The sequence below is a fragment of the Luteibacter sp. P4_E6 genome, assembly GCF_056401535.1.
Genome location: NZ_JBFUJE010000019.1, coordinates 1 through 25,330, shown reverse-complemented (window position 1 = coordinate 25,330; position 25,330 = coordinate 1). Strand labels below are relative to the sequence as shown.

General features: G+C 64.7%; 20 protein-coding genes. 2 read left to right on the top strand and 18 right to left on the bottom strand.

The window, feature by feature from the left end:
• From AC1DT2_RS02885 to pilG, 17 genes are all read right to left on the bottom strand, one after another.
• Positions 1-849, bottom strand: an 849-nt coding sequence (locus AC1DT2_RS02885) for a sensor histidine kinase (RefSeq protein WP_477294128.1), incomplete at its 3' end; no start/stop codon positions are given.
• Positions 850-867: 18 nt separating this feature from the next.
• Positions 868-2,202, bottom strand: coding sequence for a sigma-54-dependent transcriptional regulator (locus AC1DT2_RS02880; RefSeq protein ID WP_213948763.1), 1,335 nt, complete (start codon positions 2,200-2,202; stop codon positions 868-870).
• Positions 2,203-2,286: 84 nt separating this feature from the next.
• Positions 2,287-3,507 (bottom strand): ABC transporter permease, encoded by a 1,221-nt coding sequence (locus AC1DT2_RS02875; RefSeq protein ID WP_477294125.1) that lies wholly within the window; start codon positions 3,505-3,507, stop codon positions 2,287-2,289.
• A gap of 1 nt (position 3,508) precedes the next feature.
• Entirely contained in the window at positions 3,509-4,813 is a 1,305-nt protein-coding gene (locus tag AC1DT2_RS02870; protein WP_477294123.1) for an ABC transporter permease, read from the bottom strand.
• Between the two features lie 21 nt (positions 4,814-4,834).
• Entirely contained in the window at positions 4,835-6,049 is a 1,215-nt protein-coding gene (locus tag AC1DT2_RS02865; RefSeq protein WP_345777494.1) for an ABC transporter permease, read from the bottom strand.
• Positions 6,050-6,059: 10 nt separating this feature from the next.
• Positions 6,060-7,367, bottom strand: coding sequence for an ABC transporter permease (locus AC1DT2_RS02860; protein WP_477294121.1), 1,308 nt, complete (start codon positions 7,365-7,367; stop codon positions 6,060-6,062).
• A gap of 29 nt (positions 7,368-7,396) precedes the next feature.
• Positions 7,397-8,107 carry an ABC transporter ATP-binding protein gene (locus AC1DT2_RS02855; protein ID WP_063571321.1) on the bottom strand — a complete coding sequence of 237 codons (711 nt, stop codon included), beginning with the start codon at positions 8,105-8,107 and terminating at the stop codon, positions 7,397-7,399.
• 35 nt (positions 8,108-8,142) lie between these two features.
• Entirely contained in the window at positions 8,143-9,414 is a 1,272-nt protein-coding gene (locus tag AC1DT2_RS02850; RefSeq protein ID WP_063571322.1) for an efflux RND transporter periplasmic adaptor subunit, read from the bottom strand.
• A 168-nt stretch (positions 9,415-9,582) separates the two neighbouring features.
• On the bottom strand, positions 9,583-10,146 hold the full coding sequence (locus AC1DT2_RS02845) for a hypothetical protein (RefSeq protein WP_477294118.1): 564 nt from the start codon (positions 10,144-10,146) through the stop codon (positions 9,583-9,585).
• A gap of 134 nt (positions 10,147-10,280) precedes the next feature.
• Positions 10,281-10,472: a hemin uptake protein HemP gene (hemP, locus tag AC1DT2_RS02840; RefSeq protein WP_477294131.1), complete on the bottom strand. Its 192-nt coding sequence runs from the start codon at positions 10,470-10,472 to the stop codon at positions 10,281-10,283.
• A gap of 272 nt (positions 10,473-10,744) precedes the next feature.
• Entirely contained in the window at positions 10,745-11,215 is a 471-nt protein-coding gene (locus AC1DT2_RS02835; protein ID WP_063571324.1) for a chemotaxis protein CheW, read from the bottom strand.
• On the bottom strand, positions 11,212-12,945 hold the full coding sequence (locus AC1DT2_RS02830; RefSeq protein WP_477294116.1) for a chemotaxis protein CheB: 1,734 nt from the start codon (positions 12,943-12,945) through the stop codon (positions 11,212-11,214). Before AC1DT2_RS02830 ends, AC1DT2_RS02835 begins: the two co-directional genes overlap by 4 nt.
• Complete coding sequence (locus AC1DT2_RS02825; RefSeq protein WP_477294114.1) at positions 12,938-19,345, bottom strand: Hpt domain-containing protein; 6,408 nt, start codon at positions 19,343-19,345, stop codon at positions 12,938-12,940. Before AC1DT2_RS02825 ends, AC1DT2_RS02830 begins: the two co-directional genes overlap by 8 nt.
• Positions 19,346-19,349: 4 nt before the next feature.
• A complete protein-coding gene (locus tag AC1DT2_RS02820) occupies positions 19,350-21,377 on the bottom strand; it encodes a methyl-accepting chemotaxis protein (RefSeq protein ID WP_477294112.1) in 2,028 nt (675 codons plus the stop codon).
• 174 nt (positions 21,378-21,551) lie between these two features.
• Entirely contained in the window at positions 21,552-22,097 is a 546-nt protein-coding gene (locus AC1DT2_RS02815) for a chemotaxis protein CheW (protein ID WP_063571159.1), read from the bottom strand.
• Positions 22,098-22,104: 7 nt separating this feature from the next.
• Positions 22,105-22,476, bottom strand: coding sequence for a response regulator (locus AC1DT2_RS02810; protein ID WP_046968466.1), 372 nt, complete (start codon positions 22,474-22,476; stop codon positions 22,105-22,107).
• A gap of 33 nt (positions 22,477-22,509) precedes the next feature.
• Positions 22,510-22,866 (bottom strand): twitching motility response regulator PilG, encoded by a 357-nt coding sequence (gene pilG, locus AC1DT2_RS02805; protein WP_051944199.1) that lies wholly within the window; start codon positions 22,864-22,866, stop codon positions 22,510-22,512.
• 304 nt (positions 22,867-23,170) lie between these two features.
• Here pilG and gshB point away from each other — a divergent pair, with 304 nt between their 5' ends.
• Positions 23,171-24,112, top strand: coding sequence for a glutathione synthase (gene gshB, locus AC1DT2_RS02800; RefSeq protein WP_477294109.1), 942 nt, complete (start codon positions 23,171-23,173; stop codon positions 24,110-24,112).
• The gene (locus tag AC1DT2_RS02795) at positions 24,109-24,969 is read left to right on the top strand and encodes an energy transducer TonB (protein ID WP_213948752.1); all 861 of its coding nucleotides are present in this window, start codon (positions 24,109-24,111) and stop codon (positions 24,967-24,969) included. The genes gshB and AC1DT2_RS02795 overlap by 4 nt, the downstream gene beginning before the upstream one ends.
• A 153-nt stretch (positions 24,970-25,122) precedes the next feature.
• Here AC1DT2_RS02795 and AC1DT2_RS02790 read toward each other — a convergent pair.
• On the bottom strand, positions 25,123-25,330 hold a 208-nt coding region (locus AC1DT2_RS02790; RefSeq protein WP_477294107.1), incomplete at its 5' end, for a hypothetical protein.

The following is a 25,330-nucleotide window of genomic DNA, read 5'->3' as shown; positions in this document are numbered from 1 at the left end:
CTCGGCGCCCGAGTGCGAAAGCGATGAAATGGGTGCGAGCGAGTTGTTCAGCTCATGGCTGATGACCCTGATCACACGCTTCCACGTATGCACTTCCTGACGGGACAGCTCGCGTGTCATGCGGCGATACAGCTGCAGACGATGGGGGCGGYCCTGCAGGCGGAAACCGCGCTGCGACAGATGGAACGTCTCCTCGCTGCCTTCCATTTCGACGGAGAACAAGGCGTCCTCGCCGCTCGCGGCGGCTTCGCGCAGGCTCTCAGGCATGCTCGCGAGAACCTTGGTGAAATCGAGCCCGGCCAGCGAGCGTCCCTCGTTGAAAAGGTGCCGCGCCGCGATGTTCGCGTAAGTGATGTTGTCCGCCGAATCGGTGAGGACGAGCGCCACCGGCGTGTTCTGCACCACGGTGTCCAGCAGCAGTTCGCGCTGGGCCAGGTGCTGCCGCTGGTCGCGCAGGGTCTGACCCAGTGCGTTGTGYATGCGGATCAGGTCGCCAAGCTCGTCGCGTCGCGTGGTGCCGATCGACATGCTGAAATCGCCGTCACGGTAGCTGGCCACCGCGCTTTCCAGCGCACGGATCAGACGGCGTATGGGCTCCACCAGCGCATGCGCAACCCACACGGAAAGCGGAACCAGCACCAGCAGGCAGATCAGCAAGGCCGTGCCACCATCGAAAAACTCGACAGGAACGACATCGGGTAATTTGCCAGGCTTAGCGGGCGCTTCGCGCATCCAGGCCACCAGCTGCGGAAACGGCCAGATGGATACGCCAGCGAACACCATGGCACCGACGATCGCCGAGCCGGCGACGACCAGGGTCATCCGTCCTTCGAGCGAGAGCGTCTTCATGGCAGGGACGCTAGCAGATCACACCGCCAGTCCGTAGCGCTCCATGCGCCGGTACAGCGCCTGTCGCGAGAGGCCAAGGTTGGTCGCGGCGCGGCTGACCACGCCACCGGCCGAGGCCAGTGCAGCCTCGACCGACTCGCGACTCGGCTCGTCCAGGTTGCGGCTCACGCTCGGCGCAGCCGGCGGCAGGTTCAGGTGACCCGGCTCGATACGACCTTCGCTGGCGAGCAGCGCCGCACGGGCGATCGCATTCTTGAGTTCGCGCACATTGCCCGGCCAGGGATGGGCCAGAAGCGCTTCGCGTGCGTCTTCGCTGAGCTCGGCCTGACCGGCGAGGAAGAACTCGGCCAGCGGCAGGATATCGTCCGTGCGATCGGCCAGCGCCGGCAGGTTCACGTCGATCACGTTGAGGCGGTAGTAAAGGTCTTCTCGGAATGTGCCGGCCGCGATCATCGCCTTGAGATCCGCATTCGTCGCGCTCAGCACGCGCACCTTCGCCTGTCGCGTGCGACCCGAACCCAGCCGTTCGAACTGACCGGTTTCCAGCACGCGCAGCAGCTTCATCTGGCCAGGGAGCGGCAGGTTGCCGATCTCGTCGAGGAACAGCGTGCCGCCGTCGGCCATCTCGAAGCGGCCTTCTCGCGCCTTGTTGGCGCCCGTATAGGCGCCGGCTTCGGCGCCGAAGAGCTCGGCCTCGATCAGTTCGCCCGGCAGCGCACCGCAGTTGACCGCGACAAACGGGCCGCGACGGACAGCGGAGTTCGCATGGACGATGGCGGCAATGCGCTCCTTGCCCGAGCCGTTGGGCCCGGTAATCAGGACCGGAACATCGGAACGCGCCACCTGGCAGGCCAGCTCGATGGTGCGGCTCATCGCCTCGGAAGCGAACACCAGGCCATCCAGGTCGTAGCGACCTTCCAGGATTTCACGCCGCTTGCGACGCTCGACCCGGGCGCGGGTCACTTCACGCGTGGATTCGGAAAGCTCGAGCAGGTTCTCCACCGTGGCCAGCAGCTTGGTGTCGTCCCAGGGCTTGGCAAGGTAGTCGGCTGCACCCGCCTTCACCAGTTCAACCGCGGTGTCCAGGTGCGTCCATGCGGTCAGCAGGATCACCGGCAGGTCGGTGTGGCGGCCGCGGATCGCCTTGAAGAGCGCCACACCCTCCTCCCCGGAGGTGGTGTCCGCGGTGAAGTTCATATCCTGGATGACCACGTCCACGCGCTCGGTCGCAAGCGTGGCGAGACCATCCTCGGGCGTCATCGCCACGAGCGGGCGGATATCCCGCAGGGAAAGCGCGAGCGACAGCGCCTCGCCCACGGCGGGGTTGTCGTCAATGATCAGTACGCAGCGCATCTGTACCCTTTGCATGCAGCCATGGATGCTTCCCCCACCGAAAGGGTTGTAACGCCCCCGGCACTTTTTTTCGTGGGGTCCATTCTAGCCACGCGTAGCCACAACCGGGGAAACGGATGCGGCGCGCAGTGCCGGTGCGAGCACCGCCACCTGCCCCAGCGCCCACAGCACGGCCGCACCGACGGGCAGGTAGACGAACGGTAGCCTCGGCAGCTCGTACTCGCGCATCAGGACCAGGTTGATGCCATAGGCCAGCACCATGCCGAGCACGATGCCCATGCTGGCGAGCAGGAAGTTCTCGGTCTGGAAGTAACGCAGCACGTCCACCCGGCGCGCGCCCAGGGCACGCCGCACGCCGATCTGTCGACGTCGCTGACCCACCCAGAAGCTGGCCAGGCCAACGATACCCAGGGCAGTGACGATCAGCAGGATGACGCAGACGCCCACGAGCATCCCGGCCATCGCGCGATCGCCGGCGAAGTGCTTGGCGCGAATCTCGCCGTAGGTATCCTGTTCGACAACGACCCGACGCGGCTCGATCTGCTTGAGCTTCTCCACCGCGCGCGTGAGTACCTGGCCGGACTGACCGGGTTGCGTACGGATAACGAAGGAGCCATTGGTCGCCGTGGTTTCGCGCAAGGGTATGAGGGTCGAGAAGTCGATCCCGTTGCGGTCATGCATGCCCGCTCTGGCCAAGTGCTCCACCACGCCCACCACGCGCAATTCCGTCGCGTCGCCGATGTAAATCGACTTGCCCAACGCCGCCCCATCGCCAAACACGCGATGCGCCAGCGCCTCGGTGATCACGACGACGCCGGGCTGCTTGCTCCGGTGGGCGATGACATCATCGAGCCATACGTATTCGTCCGGATTGAAGTAGCGTCCGGCGACCAGGCGTGTACCGAGGGTTTCACCCGCCTGTTCGCCATAGAGATTCCCCGAGTCGACCGTGGAAACCTTCTGGGTGGCCGTCAGACGAATGCCGGAGTTCCAGCTCAAGGGCCCGAAAGGCACCGAGTTGAGGATCGTGGCCGACACGACACCGGGAATCTCGCGTAGCGCAGCCAGGTCGGTTTCCGTGCGGGCATGGGTGTCGCCAAACTTGCCAATGTCGGAAACGGCGATGTGAACAACGTTCTGCTCATCGATGCCGCTCGGCAAACTCAGTTGCCCGAGGCGGTCGCTGATCAGAAAAATGGCGTTGCAGACGATCGCGCAGGTCAGTGCGATCTCCAGCACCACTAACGATGCCGTCAGCCTGTGTCGACGAAGCGCGGAGAGAATCGGGAAGATGTCCGTCAACATGTCATTGGCTCTTCAGTTGCAGCGCGGGAGCGACGTGGCAGGCACGCCATGCGGGCAGGACACCAGCCAGCAGGGTCGCCCCGATGGCCAACGCGATGGTCAGGCAAAGCATAGGCACGTCCAGGTGAGCGAGCTGCGCGTACATGGCGGGCTGAAGCCGCACGAGCCACACCCCGAACCAGGCCAGGAAAAGCCCGGCCAGACCGCCGACGACACCGACCATCCCGGCTTCCATCAGCAGCTGCATGAATACGCTGCCACGCGAGGCACCCAACGCGCGACGCACGCTCAGCTCGCCGGACCGTCGCATGAACTTGGCCAGCATCAGCCCGATGGTGTTGATTAAACAGACAGCGAAGAACCCCAACGCCAGCCAGGCCTGCAGGCGCACATCGCCAGGAACCACTTTCTGGTCGTTCATCCAGCCCATCAGGTCGAGCATCCTTACGTTCGCCGGACGCTCGAAGCGACCAGCCGCCTTTTGTTCCTGTGCGTAGTGCGTAAGGAAATCCAGATACGCGCTCGCCTTGGCCGGGCTGTCCAGTTGCACCCAGAACTGCAGCCAGGTGCACTGGGCCGTCTCCATCTTGCTCTCTTCACCTGACCCCTTGCCCCAGCAAGAGATACCACCCATGCGTGCCAGATGAAGATCCCGCGCCGTGCCGAGCGGCACGTAGATATCTTCCGACCCGCTGTAGTTACCCATGTTCAGGTCGAAGAAATGCGGCACGGGGCGCCAGTGCTTGAGCACGCCGATCACCCGCAGGTCATTACCATCGGCGCGCACCGTGCGCCCCGTGCTGTCCTGCCCGTTGAACAGCCTGTCGTTGAGTTCGCTGCTGATGACCGCCACGCGCGAACGCGCATCGTCCTCGGCCGAGCTCCAACCCTGGCCATAACGGAACGGCGTATCGAACATCGGAAAGAAGTCGGCCGTCGTATAGCGCGCCTGGGTGAAGAAAGGATCCGTGTGCTCGTCGGTGGTCTGCGTCGCCAGCTGCCCGCCCACCATCAACGCCTGGCGATCGGCGCGATGGGAGCGCAGGAGGTTCATGCCATCGACCCAGGTGATCTGATCCGGCAAATCGGTGCCCGGCTCGTAGTCGGTCATGTCGCGAGGATCGAGCTGCGGGTAAAAAACCGTTGCACTACGCCCCGGAAGTGGATCACCGGATAGCACGTGCAAGACGGTGAGCGTGGTCATGCACGCGCCGATCCCCAGCGCGATCGCGAGGATCATCAGCGCTGTCAGTGCCCGGCTCCGCTTGAGGCTGCGGAGCGCGAGTTCCATGTAGTAACCGAACATTCCGTTCTCCGTGATGAATCGTCAGACGCTGCGCGTCGCCTCGACAGGCGACACCCGCGATGCACGCAGTGCCGGGGCGAACACCGCGGCCTGACCGAGGGCGAGCAAGGCCACCACACCGATGCCGACATACGTGAGCGAGAGACGTTTCATCTCGAAGTGCGTAAACATCCACTGGCTCAGGCCGACCGCGAGAATCACACCCACGATGACGCCAACCAGCGCGATCAGGAAGTTCTCGGTCATGAAGTAGCTGAGGATGTCGCTGCGACGCGCGCCGAGTGCACGTCGCACGCCGATCTGCTTGCGACGCTGACCGACCCAGAAGCTCGACAAACCGACGATGCCCGCCGCCGTGATCGCCAGGAGTACGCCGCAAACGACACTCATCAGGATCGCCATGCCGCGATCGGCCTGATAGGCACGTGCACGCACCATCTCGAATGTGCGCACCCCGTACTTCTCAGGGAGCACCCGCATGCGATTGGCCGCATACAAGGCCTTGGGCGCGTCCTTGAATACGGCGTCCTGCTGGCCCGGCTTCGTACGGATCAGGAAGTGCTGGTAACCGCTGTTGAACAAAACCGGCATGATGGTGACGTTGTCCATCGTGTCCCATTCGATCCAGGGGACGGTCAGCTTCTCCACAATGCCGATGATCGTCGACGGCTTGCCCTTGGCAAGGTAGATCACCTTGCCGAGCGCGTTGCCATCGGGAAAGATCTTGTCCGCGAGCACCTTGGTAATGATGACCTGGGGGGCACCGGGCGACTGCTGCGGCTGCACCGTCACCACTTCGCTCGGACTGAAATTACGGCCGGCGATCAGCCGCACGCCCAGTGTCTTCAACGTGTGCTCGTCGCCGAAATACAGCGCTGTATGCACACCTTCCTTCTTCGAATCCGGATCCGTCTGCGCACCTGTCGACCAGCCACCCTGGCGCAGGGGGAACGCGTTGGTCACGTAGGCATCCTCGACACCGGGTAGCGACCGAAGCGTCTGGACATCGGATTTCATGAGGGGCACGAAGTTCTCGGGCGACCCCACGTAACGGTTCTGGATGGCGACCACGTTGGTCTCGTCCATGCCGGTCGTGCGGTTGATGCGATCGATGCGCTCATGGACGATAAAAAGCGCATTGCAGACAATGGCCAGGGTGAGCGCGATCTGCAGCGCGATGAGGATCGTGCCTGCCTTGTGCCGGCGCAACGCGGAAAGAATGGGCTGGATCTGCATGATCATGTACTCAGTTGGATTTCAGCTGCCAGGCCGGCTGGACCTGCGCGGCGCGCCACGTGGGATAGAAGGCGGCGATCAACGAGGCGACGATGGACACCACAAGGGTGAGCAGGATGAGTACCGGGTCGATGGTGGCCAGGCGCGCAATCGGCTCCGGGAACACGAGCCCTACCCCAAGAATGCCCAGGCCCGTGAGCAGCAGGCCGAGCACRCCACCTGCGACGCCTATCGTGCCGGCCTCGATCAGGAACTGTGCGTAAATATCCCGCCGTGAAGCGCCCAGTGCACGACGAACTCCGATTTCCGGCGCACGGCGCATGAACTTCGCCAGCAGCAGGCCGACGGTATTGACCAGGCAAATGACGAGGAAGCCCAGCGAGACGATCAGCGAGACTTCGGATTCGGGCGGGATCACCCGTTGCACGTCAAGCCATGTCATGACGTCGCGCACCTTGACGTTCGGCGCCCAGCGGAATCGACCCGCTGCCTGCTGTGCGGCGGCATAGCCGGTCACGTACTGGCGGTACGCATCCGCGTCGGCCTTGGCAGGCAGTTCGCTCCACAGCGACAGCCAGATGCACTCCGAGCGGAGGTAATTGTCCCAGCCCTCGCCGGGCTCCTCGACGCAGTTGTTGTTGCCGTCGTTGGGCATCTTGAGATCGATCGCGCGGTTGAATGGCACGTAGACCGAGGCACCTTCGTCGAAGCCACCCGTATTGGGCACGTCAAAAAACAGCGGCTGCGGCGCCCAGTCCTGAATGACACCGGTGATGCGAAAGAGGCGACCATCCAGGTTCACCTGCTTGCCCACGCTCTGGCCACCGTTGAAAAGCTTGTCGTTGAGCGACTTGCTGATCACGGCAACGCTGGCGTGCTTGTCGTCGTCTTCCCGGGTCCAGCCATTGCCCTGGATGAACGGTACGTCGAACATCGGGAAAAAGTCCGAGCCCGTCGCATACGCGCCTTCGCGAACGGGGAGCCTCGAGGGATCCTCGGGAATCACCGAGACGCCCACCGGATAGGTAATCGCCTGGCGTTTTGCCTTGTGTGCGTTGAGCAAAGCGGTGGCGTCCTTGTAGCTCAACGCCGCAGGCGGCTCGCCCTTCTCGAGCTTGTCGGGGCCCCAGTTGTCCAGCTGGGTCATGTACAGCTGGCTCGACTTCTGCGGTATAGGATCGCGTGACGTGGCGCGAAACACCGAGTACGTCGTCATCGACGCGGCGACGCCGAAGCCGATGGCCATCACCATCAACCCGGTGAGGACCGGGTTGCGGCGCAGGCTGCGCAGGCCGAGCTGGAGGTAGTAACTGAACATGGGTGTCCCCGGGATATTGGGCGGACGGATCAGGAATGGGCGACGTTGGGCTGCGCGTGGAAGCGCGGCTCTTCGGAAAGGTCCACTACCTGGCCATCGATCACGTGCACGTTGCGCTGCGCACGTGCGGCGAGTTCGGGGTCATGGGTCACCATGACGATGGTGGCGCCTTCGCGATGAATCTCTTCGAGCAGTTCCATGACGCCGCGGGCCATCTGCGTGTCGAGGTTACCGGTCGGCTCATCCGCGAGAAGCAGACGCGGCGAACCGGCAAGTGCGCGGGCGATGGCGACACGCTGCTGCTGGCCGCCAGAGAGTTCCGCCGGGTAGTGCTTGGCACGCGAGGCCAGGCCTACGCGCTCCAACGCATCCATGATGCGCTGCTTGCGCTCGGCGGCTTTCATGCCGCGATAGCGCAACGGCACTTCGACGTTATCGAACACGTTGAGGTCGGGAATCAGGTTGAAGGCCTGGAAGATGAAGCCGATTTTCTCGTTGCGGATGCGCGAGCGGGCGTTGTCGTCGAGCTGGCTGACTTCGACACCGTCAAGGTGGTACTGACCGCCGGTGAAGGTTTCGAGCAGGCCAGCAATCGTGAGGAACGTGGTCTTGCCCGAACCGGAAGGTCCGGTGACGGCGACGAACTCGCCTTCCTTCACGTCGATGTTGAAGTCGCGCAGGGCGTAGGTCTCGACGACTTCCGTGCGGTAGACCTTGGCGAGATGGGTCATCTTGAGCATGGCGGTTCCTTCGTTGGTAAGGGAATGGTGTTGGTTCAGCGGCTGATGGCGATGTGTTTGGCGTCGCCGAAGGTGTCGGCACCGGAGATGACGATCTTGTCGCCCTCTTTCAGGCCGCTCAGGATTTCGACCTTGTCGATGCTGCTCGCACCGACACGGATGTCCCGGCGATCGGCCATGCCGTCAGCAACGACATAGGCGTAGCGGCCGGCGCTTTCGTCGACGAAGGAGCCGCGCTGCACGGTGAGCACGTTGTCGCGCTTGTCGAGTAGCACACGTACCGAAAGACGCTGGCTCTGGCGCAGCTGGCTGGGCGTGGCGCCGTCGAAGCGAAGGCGTGCAGCCACTTCGCCATTGACCACTTCCGGCGAGATCGCACTGACCTTGCCGTTCCATACCTTGCCGTTGCCGCTGATCTCACCGGGCATGCCGATGGCGAGGTCGCGCGCAAAACTCTCGGGGACTTTCATCTCCACCTGGAGGGCGGAAAGATCGATCACGCTGAGCAACTGCGCGTCTTTGGCGACGGTAGCGCGTTCGGCAATGAACGCCTGGCCCACCTGGCCGTCCACCGGCGACTTCACGTTGAGTTCTTCCACCTGGCGTTCGAGGTCCTGCACGAGCAGCACCTGGCGGTCGTAGGCGAGCTTCTTCGCCTGGATGTCGAAGGTCAGGCTGCCGTTGTCCGTGGTGAGATCGGACTGGGCATGCTTCACCGTGACGTCGGCCTTCTCGAGCGCGGACTTGGATCTGTCGACATCCGCGACGGGTACCGCACCCTTGGCAAAGGCGCCTTCGTAACGCTTGAGATCGCGCTGGCCTGCGGTCTGGTCGATGATCGCGTTGTCGTAGGCCTTCTGCAGTTCCGAGCGTTTCTTCGTCGCGTCAATCTGCGCACGAAGGAATTCCACTTTTGCAGCGTCAGCGGCAGAGCGTTCCTGGGCCAGCTTGGCGGCGAGGTCCGGACTGGTGATGGTGGCGAGTACCTGGTCCTTCTTCACCACGTCGCCCGGGTGCACGGTCAACACCACCGCACCGGCGGAGGTGGCGTACAGCGTCGGGCTGACCGCGGCGACGACCTTGCCTTCGGCGGCGATGTCGCGGACGAAAGGACCCCGCGTTACCGTGGCGAAGCTCAGGCGCGAGGCACTCACCGAGCTGTCGGCGGAAAACATCGTGGCGATATGGGGGGCCGCGAAAGCGAGTGCAGCGACCACGGCAATGCCGGCACCGATGTACATCAGCTTGCGGTTACGGTTGGAACCGACTTCGACGAGGCGGTCCGTGGCGGAGGTATCGCGGATCATGCTGGCTTCCCTGGATTCTCTTGAGGGATAGACAGCAAACGGCGTGCCAAGCCACTACTTTCATTTAAAACATATAGTTACAGGAGATCTTCAGGGACGGCGTCGTGTCCGCGGACAGAATGTCCGGACACCGGGCCGGTCGGACAGACCGCCCGGACAGACCCGCCGCTAGACAGTGATACCCACCGACTCCGAGACCGCGATGTCTCGCGCCACGCCACGGCCGAGCGAGGAGATGAGCACGTCGCGCGCACCCAGCACGGTAAAACCGACCAGGCGCCGACGCGTGAAGGAGAGGACCCGAGCGCGCGAGGCACGTAGCCATTCGCGGTCGGGCAGTTCACGGTTCGGCGCATCGACGGACGTCGCATCGACGAACAGGCCGTCCCAGGCGAGGTAGTCCGTGTCCGGGAGGAGGTAGACGCGCGCGAGGGCCTCACCCTCGCCGCCCACGCAGTCGATCCACTCACGCGGACCTTCCGCCGTTATCGCACAGGTGAGGCCGACGTAACGCGTGGTCAGAAGTGGCGCGAGGTCCGCGGACTCAACGAGGCAGCCATACGCCKCGTTGTCCTGGAGGGGGCAGGCCGCCGACCTCGGTGCGAGATACAGCACACCGCCAAGCTGGCCAAGGCCTTCGACCAGCGTACGTGGCGTGATCGCCAACCAGCGCGTGGTCGGGGTGGAACGGGCTCGCGAGTGCATACCGAACGAAGCTAACCAGCCGAACATGGCGCGTCTCCCGGGTGACTGCCGGAATGGGATGCCTGGCTGGGCGGCCTGGGAGGGCCCGCGTGGCTTGGCGTCGGGGAGAAGGTCCCAATGAGAGAAGGCCCCATTGGAGAAGGCCCTACTGAAGCGGGCCCTTACTTGGTAAGGATGAGCTTGTCGTTGCGCGTGAGGCGCAGATGGTACTCATTGCCCTGGTGCTCGATGACGAGCTCCCGCGAGCCGTCGAGCAGACGCGTGCTTTCGATACGACGGGCAACCACCGGGGCGGCACGCAGCGCAACGACCTTGTCACGGCCGCCGTTATCGGTCAGGGGAAGCGATCTCATCAACATGGCTCAGCTCCGAGGGTCTGGGTTCGGCTTTGATGATAACGATTCTCATTTACACGTCAAGAGGCAATCTCGGGTTTTGATGCTCCCGTCCGATTCATCGGCGAACCGGGGCTGGCGAACGAATGAGGCCTTGCGGTGATCCTAGGGCGGTTTAACCGCTCGCCGGATCACCGCAAGGCCTCATTTGAGAAATCAGTGTTGAGGGTTCGCCGCTGAAGCGGCTCCTACGGCCCGCGCGGCGTGCCCGAACGCCACACGCAACCCGATCAAGCCTCGGCGAACATGCCTACCAGCGTTTCTTCCAGCGCTTCGAGATCCGGAATGACGGCCGTATCGTCGCGGACGAGGACGCGGGCGCGGACGCCAAAGGGCAGCTCGTGGCCGTCGTGCGTCGGCAGCAGGAGCTCCGCATTCAGCGTGGTCAGGCGGGGGAAGCCGTGCGTCAGGACCGCGAGATACGGCATGTCGGGATGATTGCTCACGCCCTTCAGGACCGCCACACGCGGCGCCTGCGCGCTGCCCTCTTCCGCAAGCGCGGCGACATGGTCGAAGCGCACCAGTGGCACGCGCCAACCGCGCCACGTAATACGACCGACCAGCCACACCGGTGCGTCGGCCACTGCCTCGACCCCCGCCAACGTGATCACTTCGGCCACGGAGGCGTTCGGCAACAGGAGGCGTACGCCGCCGCTGGGAATAAGGACGCAGCGGATTTCGCGCGGTAACGGCTCGCTCATGGAAATTCCTCGATCAGTTTCTGCGCCAGGGCATGAACGTCGCCGGCAAAGCCGGCCACGCGTTCCTCGCGAATCCCGGCAACCATATGCCCCGCATCGGCCTCGGCGACGACGGTCTCGACCCAGACACGGCCGCCAGCGTCGTACACCGCCTGCGACCCGGCCACGGCGTCGTTTCCGCGGCCAGCAAAAACGATCGCCAGCGCATCGGTACCGAAACCACCGGCGAGTGTGCTGAAGATGCCGTCAATGGACGGACCGGACGCGGAAGTAGAGCTGCCGTCTTCGCGCACCGTGACGCTGCCGTCGCGACGGATCTGTACGTGCGTGCCACGCGAAACCACGAGAATCTCGCCGTGCTCCGTATGCGATCCATCCTTCGCCACGCGTGCGCGGCCAAGGCGTTGAGCGAAGCCGTCCGCATCCGCGTCGTGATGCACGGCGACCAGGACCACGGCAGGCATACGCTTAGGCAACGCGGCGACGAAGGCGGCCACGGCGGCTTCGCTTTCGCGCGAACCGCCGAGAGCGACGACGCGGCGAACGGCACGCGCACTGCCCTCGAGGAACATCTCATGGGAGAAGTCGCCGTCCGTGCGTGGCGCGATGGCTTCCTCGAGCGAGACGAGTTCAAGCGACAGTCCAGCCTCGAGTCCATGCGAGCCGTCATCGACGATGTCCTGCGCGAGATACTCGGCAGCGCTCACCGTCTCGATACCAAAGTCGGCCGCATTGCCGTGCACGGGCGCGTCGATCACGATCGTATCGTGGTCTACCAAATCCCACTCCGGAGCCGGCGGCGGCACGTATTCCGTGGCGCGCGATTCGATCTGGAGGGAATGTTCGCTACCCGCGGAAACGGCGGGCGTGCCCTCGTCTTCCGCCGTCAGACTCAACTGGCTGACATCGAACTCGCGCTCCACAACGGGAGCCGGAGGCGGTGCATCGTCCACCACCTCGAAACCGGAGAGATCGAGCGACGCCAGTTCGGTCAGTTCCAGCGGCGACGAGGGAACATCTTCCAGGCCGTCGGAACCGTTGATCGAGTCGGGGTCGCTATCGGCGAGCAACGCCTCCAGTTCGGCGGCCAGCCTGACCGGATCGCTGCCCTCGTCCTCGTCCTCGCCCACGGCGTCGGGCAGCGGCGCGGAGAAGTCCAGGGAGTCAGCCAGATCATCGGCACTGTCGACGAGGGTGTCGTCGTCAGCAAGGGCAACGACGCCGACATCTTCGGCCGTTGCCATCGGCGACTCGGCATAACCGTGGCTGCCGGTGATGGCGAGATCGCCAGCCAGGGGTTCGTCAAATGTCTCCTCGGCAGGAGCCGCCACGCCGGCGATCGCATCGATGCGCGGCTCGATGGCGCGCGCGTCGTCGGGGCGCGGCGGATCCATCGGGCTCGCACCCACCAGCTTGGCGGCAAGGTGCCGGGCCCAACGGGCGCGGTCCCAGCCTTCCAGGTTGCGGCTGGCATCGGCGTCGTTGAAAACGAGACGCGGGTGCCCCCCTTCGACCGTGTCATAGAGACGGTCGAGGTCGCCATCGCTGGGATCGTCGAGATCGACCACGACCACATCGGCCGACGACCCGACCAGTTCGGCCGCGGCGAACGCACCCAGGTCCGACTCATAGACGATCCGCGCACCGTGCGCGACGAGGGCGTCGCGCAGGTGGGCGGCGAGCGCCGCATCGTCGAACAGCAGGGCGACCGACGGCTCGCGATCAACCATGGGTCACTCCGAGCACATCATTGATCTGCACGATGAGGTCGTTCTCCTGGTACGGCTTGCCGATGTAGCGGTCGACACCGATGTCGAAAGCGCGCTGGCGATGCTTATCGCCGGTGCGCGAGGTGATCATGATGATCGGCACACCCGCCAGGCGTTCATCCGCCTTCATCTGCGTCGCCAGTTCATAGCCGTCCATGCGCGGCATTTCGATGTCGAGCAGCATCAGGTCGGGTACGCGTTCGTTGAGCTTCTCGAGAGCGTCTACACCGTCCTTCGCCGTCATCACTTCGAACTCGTGACGTTCCAGCACCCGGCCGGTGACCTTGCGCATCGTGATCGAATCGTCGACCACCATGACCAGGGGCTTCACGCGGACTTCGTCTTGCACGCGCGGTGCGTGCGGCACCGCCGCCTCGGCTTCGAACGCGCGGCGTGCCACACCGTGGCGCACCATCGGCGCGAGGTCGAGAATCATCAGCACCGAACCGTCGCCCATGATCGTCGCGCCGAGGATACCCGGCACCGAACTGACCTGCGGACCGACCGGCTTGACCACGATTTCGCGCGAGCCGAGCACGGCATCGACACGGATCGCGGCACGCAGGTCGCCCGAACGGGCGAGCAGCAGCGGGACATCACCTTCTTCGGGCGAGGCGATGACATGCACGCCGAGCAGCTGCGGCAGGTCATGGATGGTGTAGTCGTCGCCGAGGTAATCGAAGCTCGGATTCTCGTCGGCCATGCGGTGCGCGAGCTCGTTGGGAGCAACGCGCGCCACACCATGTACGGACGTCATCGGGATCGCGAAGTTGGTTTCGCCGATACGAACGATCAGGGCCTGGGTCACCGCGAGGGTGAACGGCAGGCGCATCACGAAGGTCGTGCCGACACCCTTCTGCGATTCAATGCCGAGGGTACCGCCGAGCTGCTTGATCTCGTTCGCGACCACGTCCATGCCGACGCCACGCCCCGCCACCTGGGTGACCTTCTCCGCGGTGGAGAAACCCGGAACCTGGGTGAGCTGGAAGATCTGGTCGTCGGAGACACGGGCTTCCGGACGCAGCAGGCCGCGTTCGATCGCCTTGGCGCGGATCGCGTCGCGGTCCATGCCGGCACCGTCGTCGGACAGGCGAACGACCACTTCGGTCGCTTCGCGCGACACCTGGATACGCACGGTGCCTTCCGGGTTCTTGCCGGAGGCCTCGCGGGTGTCCGGCGACTCGATGCCGTGGGCGACCGCGTTGCGCAGCATGTGCTCGAACGGCGCCTTGATGCGGTCGAGCATGTTGCGATCCATTTCGCCGTTGGCGCCTTCCACCACCAGCTGGGCCCGCTTACCGACATCGCCGGCGGCCTGGCGCAGCGTGCGGCGAAGGTTGGGCACCATCGCGTCGAACGGCAACATGCGCGTCTGCATGAGACCTTCCTGCAGCTCCGCGTTCACTCGCTGCTGCTGGAGCAGGAGGTTTTCGGACTGACGGGTCAGCTCGTCGAGGATCGTCTGCAGTGACACAAGGTCGGACACCGACTCGGCCAGTGCACGCGAGTACTGCTGCAGCTGCGAGAAGCGATCGAGCTCGAGCGGGTCGAAGTTCGTCGCACCCGTTTCGCGGTGCTCCTGGTGGTAGCGCGCGATGATCTGCGCTTCGGTTTCGATTTCGAGCATGCGCAGCTGGCTGCGCAGGCGGCTGACCGTCTGTTCGTGCTCGGTGAGCGTCGAACGGAAGCTGGCCGTCTGCTGTTCCAGGCGCGAGCGGTAGATCGACACCTCACCGGCATGGTTCACCAGCGTATCGAGCATGTCCGCGCGGACGCGAATCTGTTCCTGCGACGAACGCTGAAGCTCTTCCTCCTCGAACTCCGGCAGCAACTCCGGCAGGTCGCGCTCGAGGACGGGAATCGCGTCGACCTCGGCCAGCGGTTCGAAGCCGGGGATCGGTGCAGGCTCGGGCGTGATGATCGCGGCTTCGCGCTCTTCGCGGTAGCTTTCGGCGGTAAGCGTATCCGGTGCGATCGGTGCACCGGCGAGGCGTGCGAATGGCTCGATATCGGCGTCGTTGAGCGCAATGGCTCGACCCAGTGCAATGCTCTGGATCATGCCGTGCAGGCGATCGAAGCCGACTTCGGTCGCTTCGATGGACGGACGATCGCTGTCGCGCTGGCCACCGGCCACCGCATCGAGCAGGGCCTCCATGGCATGGGCAAGATCGCCCACCACAGCCAGCCCGGCCATGCGCGCGCTGCCCTTGAGGGTGTGCAGGTCTCGCTGCAGGGCGGTCACGTGCTCCGCGACCTGCGGCTCGATACGCCATGCGGCGAGGGCGCCATCCGCGTGGTCGAGGATCTCGCGTCCTTCTTCGACGAAGACTTCGAGGAGATCGGGATCGATATCCGCGTACGGCGAGAGCTCCGGCACCATGGCCACGACAGGCTCGTCGACCGGCGTGTGAACGGGTGCGGCGACGGGCTCGTGCGACTGGTCTTCGATGACCACCGGCTCGCTCGATAGCTCATCCGACGGTTCGACCGAGGGTTCGACAACGTCGGCCGTGGCATCCACGGTCTCGTCGATATCGGCCAGCTCGGTGAGCTCGGTGTGTTCGGCGGAAAGCGGTTCCGCCGGCGTCGCATCCAGCGCGAACGCCTCGTCGGCGAGGAAGCCTTCTTCCTCCGACGCCGTCTCGTCGATGACCTCTTCGACGCCGCCTTCCTCCGGGCTCGCCGCGTCATCGGCAAGACCGCCGATAAGCGAACGCCACGCGGCATCTTCTTCCGCGTCGTACTTGAGGATCGGCTTGACGTCGCCTTCGGGCTTGTCGATCTGGAAGCCTTCGAACGAAGCGAGCAGCTCGGCGGTGAGGTCGGCCGTCGCGTCGGACGTTTCGATCGGATCGAGTTCGATGCCCGGGAGGGTTTCCGCCTCTTCGGTCTCGTTGCTGGAAGTGTCGCTGACGACATGCTGCTGCGCGTGTTCGGCCGCGGCCGATTCACGAGCGGCCAGCTCACCGGCCAGCATGGCTTCGAGCTCAGCCTCGAGCGAGACCTGAGCCACCGGAACGTCCTCGGCGACAGGCTCTTCGGCTACCGGCAAATGCCCGGCAGACGGCGAGGTGTCGCGCAGCAGTGCCTCCAGCTCAGCCTCATCGAACGTGATGTCGTCAAAGGAGTCGTTGGCGTCGAGGGGACTATCGATCGTGACCGGCGTTTCTTCGAACGAAGGAAGCTCGTCATGGACGCGGATGTCGTCAACGATCTCAGGCTCTTCGACCACTTCGAACGCGTCGACAGCCTGGATATCCTCGAATGTCACCGGTGTGTCGTCGTGCGCGACCGGCGCGACCGGCGCGTACGTCGTTGCTTCATCGTCCAGTGGCTGCGGATCCGGCTCGTACAGGATGTGAGCGACGGTTGCTTCCGGCTGTTCGTCACGCAACGCGACGATCTGCGCAGCGAGCACGGACACGTCGGGCACGCGCGGATCCGGCGCGTCGAACTGCTCCATGACATGGTCGACGAGGTCGGCCGCGTCGGTGAGGGCATCGACGCCCGCCGGACGCAGCGGCACACCGCTGGCACGGACGCGCTTGATCAGGCCTTCGAGCGGCGCGAGTACCTGGATGAGCACGGGGATGTCGACCATGCCGATGGCACCGTGCAGCGTATGCACGGCGCGTAGCAGGCCATCGTCCACCGGTAGCTCGCCGTCACCGGCCAACGCGAGGTTGGCGCGGATCACGTGCAGGTACTGGGCCACCTCGGTGCGCAGGATATCCAGCAGCACCGCGTCGACCGGCGGCAGCGGCGGAGCCACGTACGGCGGATCCATCGGTGTCGCTTCGACGGGCTCCGACGGCGTGTGGCCGTAACCGGCGAAAGCCGCCGTCGGCACGGCTGCGATCGTGTCGCGCGGCACGCGACGCTTGACCTTGGTGCGAACCGTGTGGACCGAGCTCTTGGCGATGTCTTCGACGAAGGCGCTGTCGCCCATCGACAGGCGATCGGCCGTCTCCATGATGGCGGCGATCGGTGCGCCCGGCGTGGACTCGCCTTCCAGTGCGGACTTGAGCTGAGGCAGTGCGTCGACCGCATGACGGATGAGCGCCTGCACACCGTCGTGCGGCGTGATCGTGTGATCGAGCACGCGATTGAGCATGTTCTCGACCTTCCAGGCGAATTCGCCCAGCAGGCGGGCGCCGACCAGGCGACCGGAACCCTTCAGTGTGTGGAACGAACGACGGATCGGCACCAGTGCCTCGATCCGCTCCGGATCCCTGAGCCAGGCCTCCTGCGCGGCGAGGAGGTTGCCGATCTCTTCCTCGGTTTCCTCCAGGAAGATCTCGCGGATCTCGTCGTCGATGCCGTCCACCGTGATCTGGAACCCGGCGAACTCGGCATTGCCGCTGCCACCGACTTCCTGCTCGACTTCCTCTTCGATCTCGACCCAGTCTTCCTCGCCCGTCGCGGCGGCTGCCACGTCGTGCGTCACGGCTTCGCTGGCATGCGCCTGCACCGCTTCGATCTCCGCCTGGGTGGGCGGCTCGTCGAGAAGGTCGAACGTGTCGGCGAAACTGGAGACCGTCTCGCCCGCATCGACGCTGGTCGATGGCACGGCAATGTGTTCGATGGCTGTGGTGTCGATCGACTCCAGGGCAGCTTCGCCCAGCGGCGTCGGGGCTTCCACCACCGGTACCGGCCAGTAGCCGAGTTCGGCCAGGCTCTGCTGGGTCACGTCGAGAATGTGCTCGAGGCCGCCGCGATGTTCACGTGCCGCCTCAAGGTAATACTCGAGCGCGGCCAGCGCATCGGCAAGGCGATCCATCTGCGCGCTGTTGGGCACGCGCCGGTCACCGAGCAACTCGCGGTGAATGAACAGGCCGATGCCATCGGCCAGCTCGGCCGGACGCGGAGCGCCCAGCATGTTCATGGCGCCGCCGATCTCGCCCATGAGTTCGGGCGTGCCATCGAGCTGAGCGTGGTCCCACGAGGATTCCACGAAAGCGACGATCGCGTCCTTCACCTTGGAGGTGTTGGCCGTGGCTTCGCGCATCAGCGTGGAAAGGATGTGGCGTGCCTCGCTACGCGGCAGCGGCGACGGGCCCGAGTCGGAAACCTGTGTTTCGCCCTCGCCTTCCGCACCAAGACGTTCGATGTGGTCGTCCAGCGAGGCTTCGACGTATAGCAGTGCGCCGGCGACGTCGAGCAGCGACTCTTCGTCCGGCAAGCGCTGGCCCGTGGCGATTTCGCCGAGGATCCGACGCTGTTCGCCGACGACGCGACGCGGCACGCCCAGGGCGAGCATGCCCAGCGTGTCACCGACGCGGTCAAGCACATCAGCCTGCGGGCCGAGCTGCGCGGGATCGCCATCGGGACGACGCAGGAAAAGATCGAGCGATTCCTTGACCCGCAACAAGTCTTCCTTGATCGCGGCCGACACGGTGTCCAGCAGCGCGCGGTTGTGCCCGGACATCGAGCCACGGGCGTGTTCCAGCTCGGCGGCCCGCGGAAGCAGACCATCCAGGCGATAGGTCTGGCGCAGCTCTTCGATACGGTCGCTGCCGGTCTTGGCCTGGGCGACGTAGTACAGAAGCTTGCGCGCGAGATCGTCGGATTCGCCGGTGAGCAGCACTTCCTCACCGCCTTCCACCAGCTCGCGGATCGAACGATCCACACGACCGATCAGCTGGCGAACGTCCTTCTCGTGGGCACGCAACACGCCGCGCTCGAGACCTTCGAGGACGCCGGCGGCAATCCACCAAAGGCGACGGCCGGCGATCGTGTAGCAACGCGCGGCGATCGCATCGAGGGTAGCCCGCATGCCGAGCAACTGGCGTTCGTTACCCTGCCCGCGAAACCAGGCAAGCAATTGCTGCTGGAAACGCACGCGCAACTCGGCCAGCTCGGCGCGATGCGCCTCAGCCACGGCCGGGTCGCTCGCACCGGGTGCACCGATCGGCAGCATGGTGTCGAGGTTGGGCGTGAACAGCGCGGACTCGTGCAGCGACTGCTCGCCACGGCTCTCGCGGAGATCGTTGAGCAAGGGCAGCAGGACGATCGGCACGTCGCGATGGCCGCTCTGCAAACGCTCGAGATAGTCGGGCATCTGCATCATGCCGCGCATCAGCGCGGCATAGGCGTCATCACGATGAGCGACGCGGTCGTCGATGAGCGCGGCAACCAACTGCTCCATTTCGCCGACAACCATCGCGGCGCCATAGAGCTCGACCATACGCAGCGTGCCGTGGACCTGATGCAGGTCGGCGGCGCAGGTGTGCATGACGTAGGCGTCGCGAGAATCCTCGACATACGACTCGAGGGCCTGGCGTGCCTTGGACAGGGCGTCGTCGAGCTCCGCCTTGACCCAATGCAGCGTGGTGAAATCGGTATGGTCTTGAAGTCTCACTGCATCAGCCCGGCAGCTTGAAGTTCGCGACGGACAGGCGCAGGTCATTCGCGAGCTGGGCCAGGTTGCCGATCGATTCCGCCGTCTGGCTTGCGCCCAACGACGTCTGCGACGTGATCTCCTGGATGACGTTCATCGTTGCCGAGGTGTCGGTCGCCGCAGCGGACTGCTGGCGTGCCGCCGCGGAGATGTTCTGAATCAGCGCCGACAGATCGTTCGAGACGCGCTCGATGTCGCCCAGTGCGGTACCCGCATCCTCGGCCAGTCGTGCACCGGCCACCACCTCGGCGGTGGTCTGTTCCATCGAACTGACCGCCTCGTTGGTATCGGACTGAATGGTCTGCACCAGCGTTTCGATTCGCTTGGTCGCACTCGCCGAGCGCTCAGCGAGGCGCTGCACTTCGTCCGCGACGACCGCGAAACCGCGGCCCGCTTCACCGGCCGAGGCCGCCTGAATGGCTGCGTTGAGTGCGAGAATGTTGGTCTGCTCGGCGATGTCGTTAATCAGTTCCACGATCGAGCCGATCTCCTGGGACGATTCACCCAGTCGCTTGATTCGCTTCGAGGTTTCCTGGATCTGGTCACGAATCGAGTCCATGCCCTGAATCGTCTCGCGCACCACTTCCGCGCCGCGCGATGCAATCTGCACCGAGCGCTGCGCCACGTCGGCCGACTCCGCGGAATCCTTCGACACGGTATCCATCGAGGTCGCGATCTGGTTAATGGCCGAGGTCGCCGAGGTGATCTGCTGCGCCTGTTGTTCCGCCGCGTCGGCCAGGTGCATGGCGGTCGCCTGCGTTTCCTGTGCCGCCGCCGAGACGCGAACCGCCGTCTCGTTAATCGTGGTCACGAGGTTGCGCATCTCGTCGACCGCGGAGTTCATGGCGTCCGCGATGGCGCCCGTGATGTCCTCGGTCACCGTGGCCTTGATGGTCAGATCGCCTTCGGCGAGCGTACCCATCTCGTCCAGCAACCGCATAATCGCGGTCTGGTTACGCTGGTTGAGTTCAGACGTGCTCTCGAGGCGCTGGCGCTGGTCACGCACGAGGGTGACGACGAGCAGCAGCGCGAAGGCCACCGTGGCCAGTGCGCCGACCAGACCCCAGCCCACGTTCGGGAAGAGACGGAACTTCTTGGCGATCTGGTCCGCGGATTCGTTCGCGCGGAGCAACACGGTCTGCGAGTCGAGCGAGGCCTGGTTACCGGCGCGCTTCACGTCCTGCAGGTTGGGCGATGCCGCGACCAGCTGGGCCACCGGGTCGACCAGGTCGCCCCAGGAGGTCTGCATGCCTTCGAGGATCTTGCGTGCGTTCGTGTCGGTCATCGCATGAACGCCGCCGTCGGCATTGCCATCGATCAGGCCCTTGAGCACCGCACCGTAGAGCTGCGCGTCACGGGACAGGCCGTCGGCCGCAGACTGCGCGCCATCACCACCCTGCAGAATTTCCTGCACACGACGGATCATGCGATCGGCCATGAGCATCCAGCGGGCGATGGTGAAGGTCTGCTCCGAGGAAGCGTTCTTCTGCTGGACGATGTTGAGCACTTCGTCCGTGCGCGAGTTCAGCAGTGGCATCTGCTTGGAGAACAGGTCGGCGCGTTCACCGGAACTCAGGACCAGGTCCTTGTTCGACAGGATCTTGCCGATATCCGCATCGAGCTGGTGCCAGGCGTTGGCCAGGGCGCCCACCGAGCGGCCGGACGGCGTCGCGTCGTTCTCGGCATAGGAAGGCATGCCGGTCTTTTCATCGCCCTTGACCAGTCGCTGCACCGCCGAATCGATGGTGTTGCGCGTGGCCGCCAGTTCGCGGAACGAGTCGCGGTTGCCGTCGGACGCCTCGAGTGCGTACTTCGCGGTCTGCTGCGAAAGCACCTGCACCTGGGTCGTCAGCGCGATGGCTTCGCGATCCTCACCGTTCTTGATGTTCAGCCACCAGAAGTCGACCGACGCCAAACCGATAGCCAGAAGCAGGGCCACGATAACCATCGTGTAACCACGTTCCCGGCCTGCGCCCCCTGTTGTCGTGCTCATACTCACCTCGACCAAACCTGGCAAAGCTAGTCACCGGCGCCCCGAATGAGGTCGTCGGCATGACGAAGCGGCCGCACTGGCCGCCCCTCCGTTCCCATCGCAAGAGCGTTTACCGCCCTCGCCGATCCTGTTGCGGGGCGGCCACCCGGCCGTCCCGTCCCCCGTGGAGACGCTTTACAGCGCCGCCTGCCGGAAATCCGGCGCACGAGCCAGACGGCTCATGCTGAAAAGCCCGAACGATTGCTCGCCCAGTTGTACGTTTTCCGCGACGAACCGCGCCAGGCGCGGATCGTGTTCCTCGCTGCCGGTACCGCGCTGCGCCTCGTCCATGGTGCGCTGGCCGAACACTTCGTCGACCAGCAGGCCCACCGTACCGCCGTGCTGGCGAACCAGCAGCAGGCGCGTACGCTCGGATGAAGGCGTGCGTTCGTCGAAGAGGAAACGGCCCAGATCGATTGCCGGCACGAGGTTGCCGCGCACGTTGGCCACGCCCATCAGCCAGGGCTGGGTGCCCGGCACGTTGGTCAGCGGCGGCACGGCGAGCAGTTCGTTGATCTCTTCGATACCGCTGACAAAGGCACGGCGACCGATACGGAAGCCGATGCCACGCCACAGGCCCAGCGATTCGACCCGTTCGGGCGCGCCCGCCGAGTGCGCCAGGCAGGCGCGCTCGTAGTGGGCGAGCAGTTCGAAAGGCGTAAGTGCCGCGTTCTCGCTCATGGCGCCCTCAATGCTTGTTCGGCAGCAGGCTGGCGATGGTCGAGAGCAGTTCCTTCTCGTTCACCGGCTTGGTGATGAAGGCCTTCGCGCCCTGGCGCAACCCCCATACGCGGTCCGTCTCCATGGACTTGGTCGTGATCATCACCACGGGCACGTCCGCCGTAGCCGGGTCCCGGCTCAGCGTTCGGGTGGCCTGGAAGCCATTCATGCCGGGCATGATGACGTCCATGATGACCAGGTCGGGCTTGCTCGCACGGATGCGGTCGATGCCCGACTCGGCGTTGTCGACACTGGAGACGGAAAAACCCGCCTTCTCCAGTAGCGTGGTGAACACGCGTACGTCGGTGGGCGAGTCGTCAATGATCAGAATGTTTGCCACACGTCCCCCTGGACGTCGTTAAGCGGATTTGAATCAGCTCGCCGTCGCATAGCGATGGATCGCGCCGAGGAGTTCGTCGCGAGTGAAAGGCTTGGTAAGGTACTGCTCCGCGCCCACGATGCGGCCACGCGCCTTGTCGAACAGACCGTCCTTGGAGGACAGCATGATCACCGGCGTCCCGCGGAACTGGGCGTTGTTCTTGATCAGCGCGCAGGTCTGGTAGCCATCCAGGCGCGGCATCATGATGTCGACGAAGATGATGTTCGGTTTCTGGTCGGAAATCTTTGCCAGCGCCTCGAACCCATCGACTGCGGTCAGAACGTCGCAGCCTTCCTTCTTCAGCAGGGTTTCGGCCGTGCGTCGGATGGTTTTCGAATCGTCGATGACCATGACCCGCAAGCCGGTCAGATCGGTACCACGTCCGTTTTCGTTCACTGCGCCCCCGTAGCACGCACAAAAAAACCGCAAATCCCACCGCAGGATAGCTGGTTTCATGCCGGCTTATCCGTGCGCTGGGTCGTCGTCCGGAACCTGGGCTCCGGTGGCCCGCTCTTCGGCGTTCCTCCCGTTCGCTGTTTAATGGTTGGCCGGGTCGCCGTCAAGATGAATTGTTCTTAAAGGGACAAATCCTTGTGAAATTGCGATCCCTCCCCCACTAGACTTGGCATTCTTCCTGCTCTCCCGGGACACCCCCATGTCGCTCTCCGTCGCCGTCCTGATGGACCCGATCCGCGCCATCAAGATCGCCAAGGACTCTACCTTCGCCATGTTGCTGGAGGCCTCTCGCCGCGGCCACGCCTTGCTCTACATGGAACAGGGTGACCTTGCCCTGCGCGACGGCGAGGCCTGGGCCCGCCTGCGGCCGCTCACCGTGAAGGAGGACCCGACAGGCTGGTTCACGCTGGGCGAGCCCACCTGGCGCCCGCTGGCCGAGGTCGACATCGTCCTGGCCCGCAAGGACCCGCCGGTCGATTCCCAGTTCATCTACGACACCATGGTCCTGGAGCGCGCCCAGCGCGCCGGCTGCAAGGTGGTCAACGACCCGCGCAGCCTGCGCGACTGCAACGAGAAGCTGTTCGCCCTGGATTTCCCCCAGTGCATCGCACCAACCCTGGTCTCCCGCGACGCCGGTGAGCTGCGCCGGTTCGTCGCCGAGCATGGCGAAGCGGTACTCAAACCGCTGGATGGCATGGGCGGCCGCGGCATCTTCCGGGTGAAGCATGGCGACTCGAACCTCAATTCCATGCTGGAGACCCTGCTCGACGGCGCCCGCCATTTCGCCATCGCACAGAAGTACATCCCCGAGATCACCGCCGGTGACAAGCGCATCCTGCTGATCGATGGCGAGCCGGTGCCGTATGCGCTCGCCCGCATTCCGCAGGGCGACGAATTCCGTGGCAACCTCGCCGCCGGCGGCCGGGGTGAGGGCATCCCCCTGTCCGACCGCGACCGCTGGATCGCGGCGCAGGTGGCGCCGGAGCTGGTCCGTCGCGGCCTCCGTTTCGTCGGACTGGACGTCATTGGCGACTACCTGACCGAGATCAACGTCACATCTCCGACATGCATCCGCGAACTGGATGCCCAGTTCGGCATTAACATCGCGGGGCTGATGTTCGACGCAATCGAGGCCCGATGACGACCCGCACCACCGGCGCCGACCTGTTCGGCGCGACCCTGCTGTTTTCGCTGCTGCTGCACGGTGTCGTCATCCTTGGCATCACCTTCGACGCGGAGAAGCCCAAACCGAGCGTTCCTACGCTCGATGTCACCCTCGTGGACGTCGCCAACCAGGAACAGCCGGACAAAGCCGACTTCCTGGCCCAGGCGAGCAATGCCGGCGGCGGCGACCAGGACAAAGCGGCCCGGCCGTCTGAGCCGGTCTCCGGTCCCCTGCCGACCCCCAACCAGGGCATGACCGCGGAGCCCAAGGACGCCCAGGCGCCAGCGCCAACCGAACGCACGCCCGCCCAGTTGCTCACCACGTCGGGCGAGACGGGTTTCACCGTCGACTCCACGAAGGAGCAGGCCGAGCAGAAGGAACGCCCGGTCCCGATATCCGACGAAGACGTGCAGCGAAAGCTGGAAATGGCCAAGCTCTCGGCTGAGGTACGCGAGCAATCGCAGGCCTACGCGAAGCGCCCGAAGAAGAAATTCATTTCGTCCAATACGCGCGAGTACGTCTACGCGGCCTATATGAAAGGCTGGGTCGGTCGCGTGGAGCGGGTGGGCAACCTGAATTATCCCGACGAAGCGCGCCGCCAGGGCGTCTACGGTGAGCTGGTGCTCACGGTGGGCCTCAATCGGGACGGCACGATCAAGAGCATGGACGTGATCAAGAGCTCGGGGCACAAACTGCTCGACGAGGCGGCCCAGCGCATCGTGCGCCTCGCCGCCCCCTTCCCCGCCCTCCCGCCGGACAAGACTCGCGTGGACGAGCTGTACATCACGCGTACGTGGCAGTTTTTGCCGGGCAACGTGCTGCGCAATTACTAACCGCCGCAGCCTGACGAGGGTACAGGTCATGCCGGCCGTTGTAGGAGCCGATTCATCGGCGATCCCGCAGCAGGGGGCCAGCCAAGCCTCGGATGAGTCTTCCGGCTATCCCGCTCGGTTGGCTTTTCGCCGCTGAAGCGGCTCCCACATTTCCTATTTCAACAGCTGATCCGCCTCGCTGACATAAGCCTTCTCCGCCTTCCGGTCCCAAACACACAACTCGCGCCCGGGCCGGTTATTCATGTGCTTCTGCGGATAACGCCCGGCCAGGACCAGCGCCGTGACCGGTACGCGGTCGTCGTACTGAATCGGGCCGCCGACAGGCTTGACATCCTTCAGACCACTCGCGGCGACGCAGGCC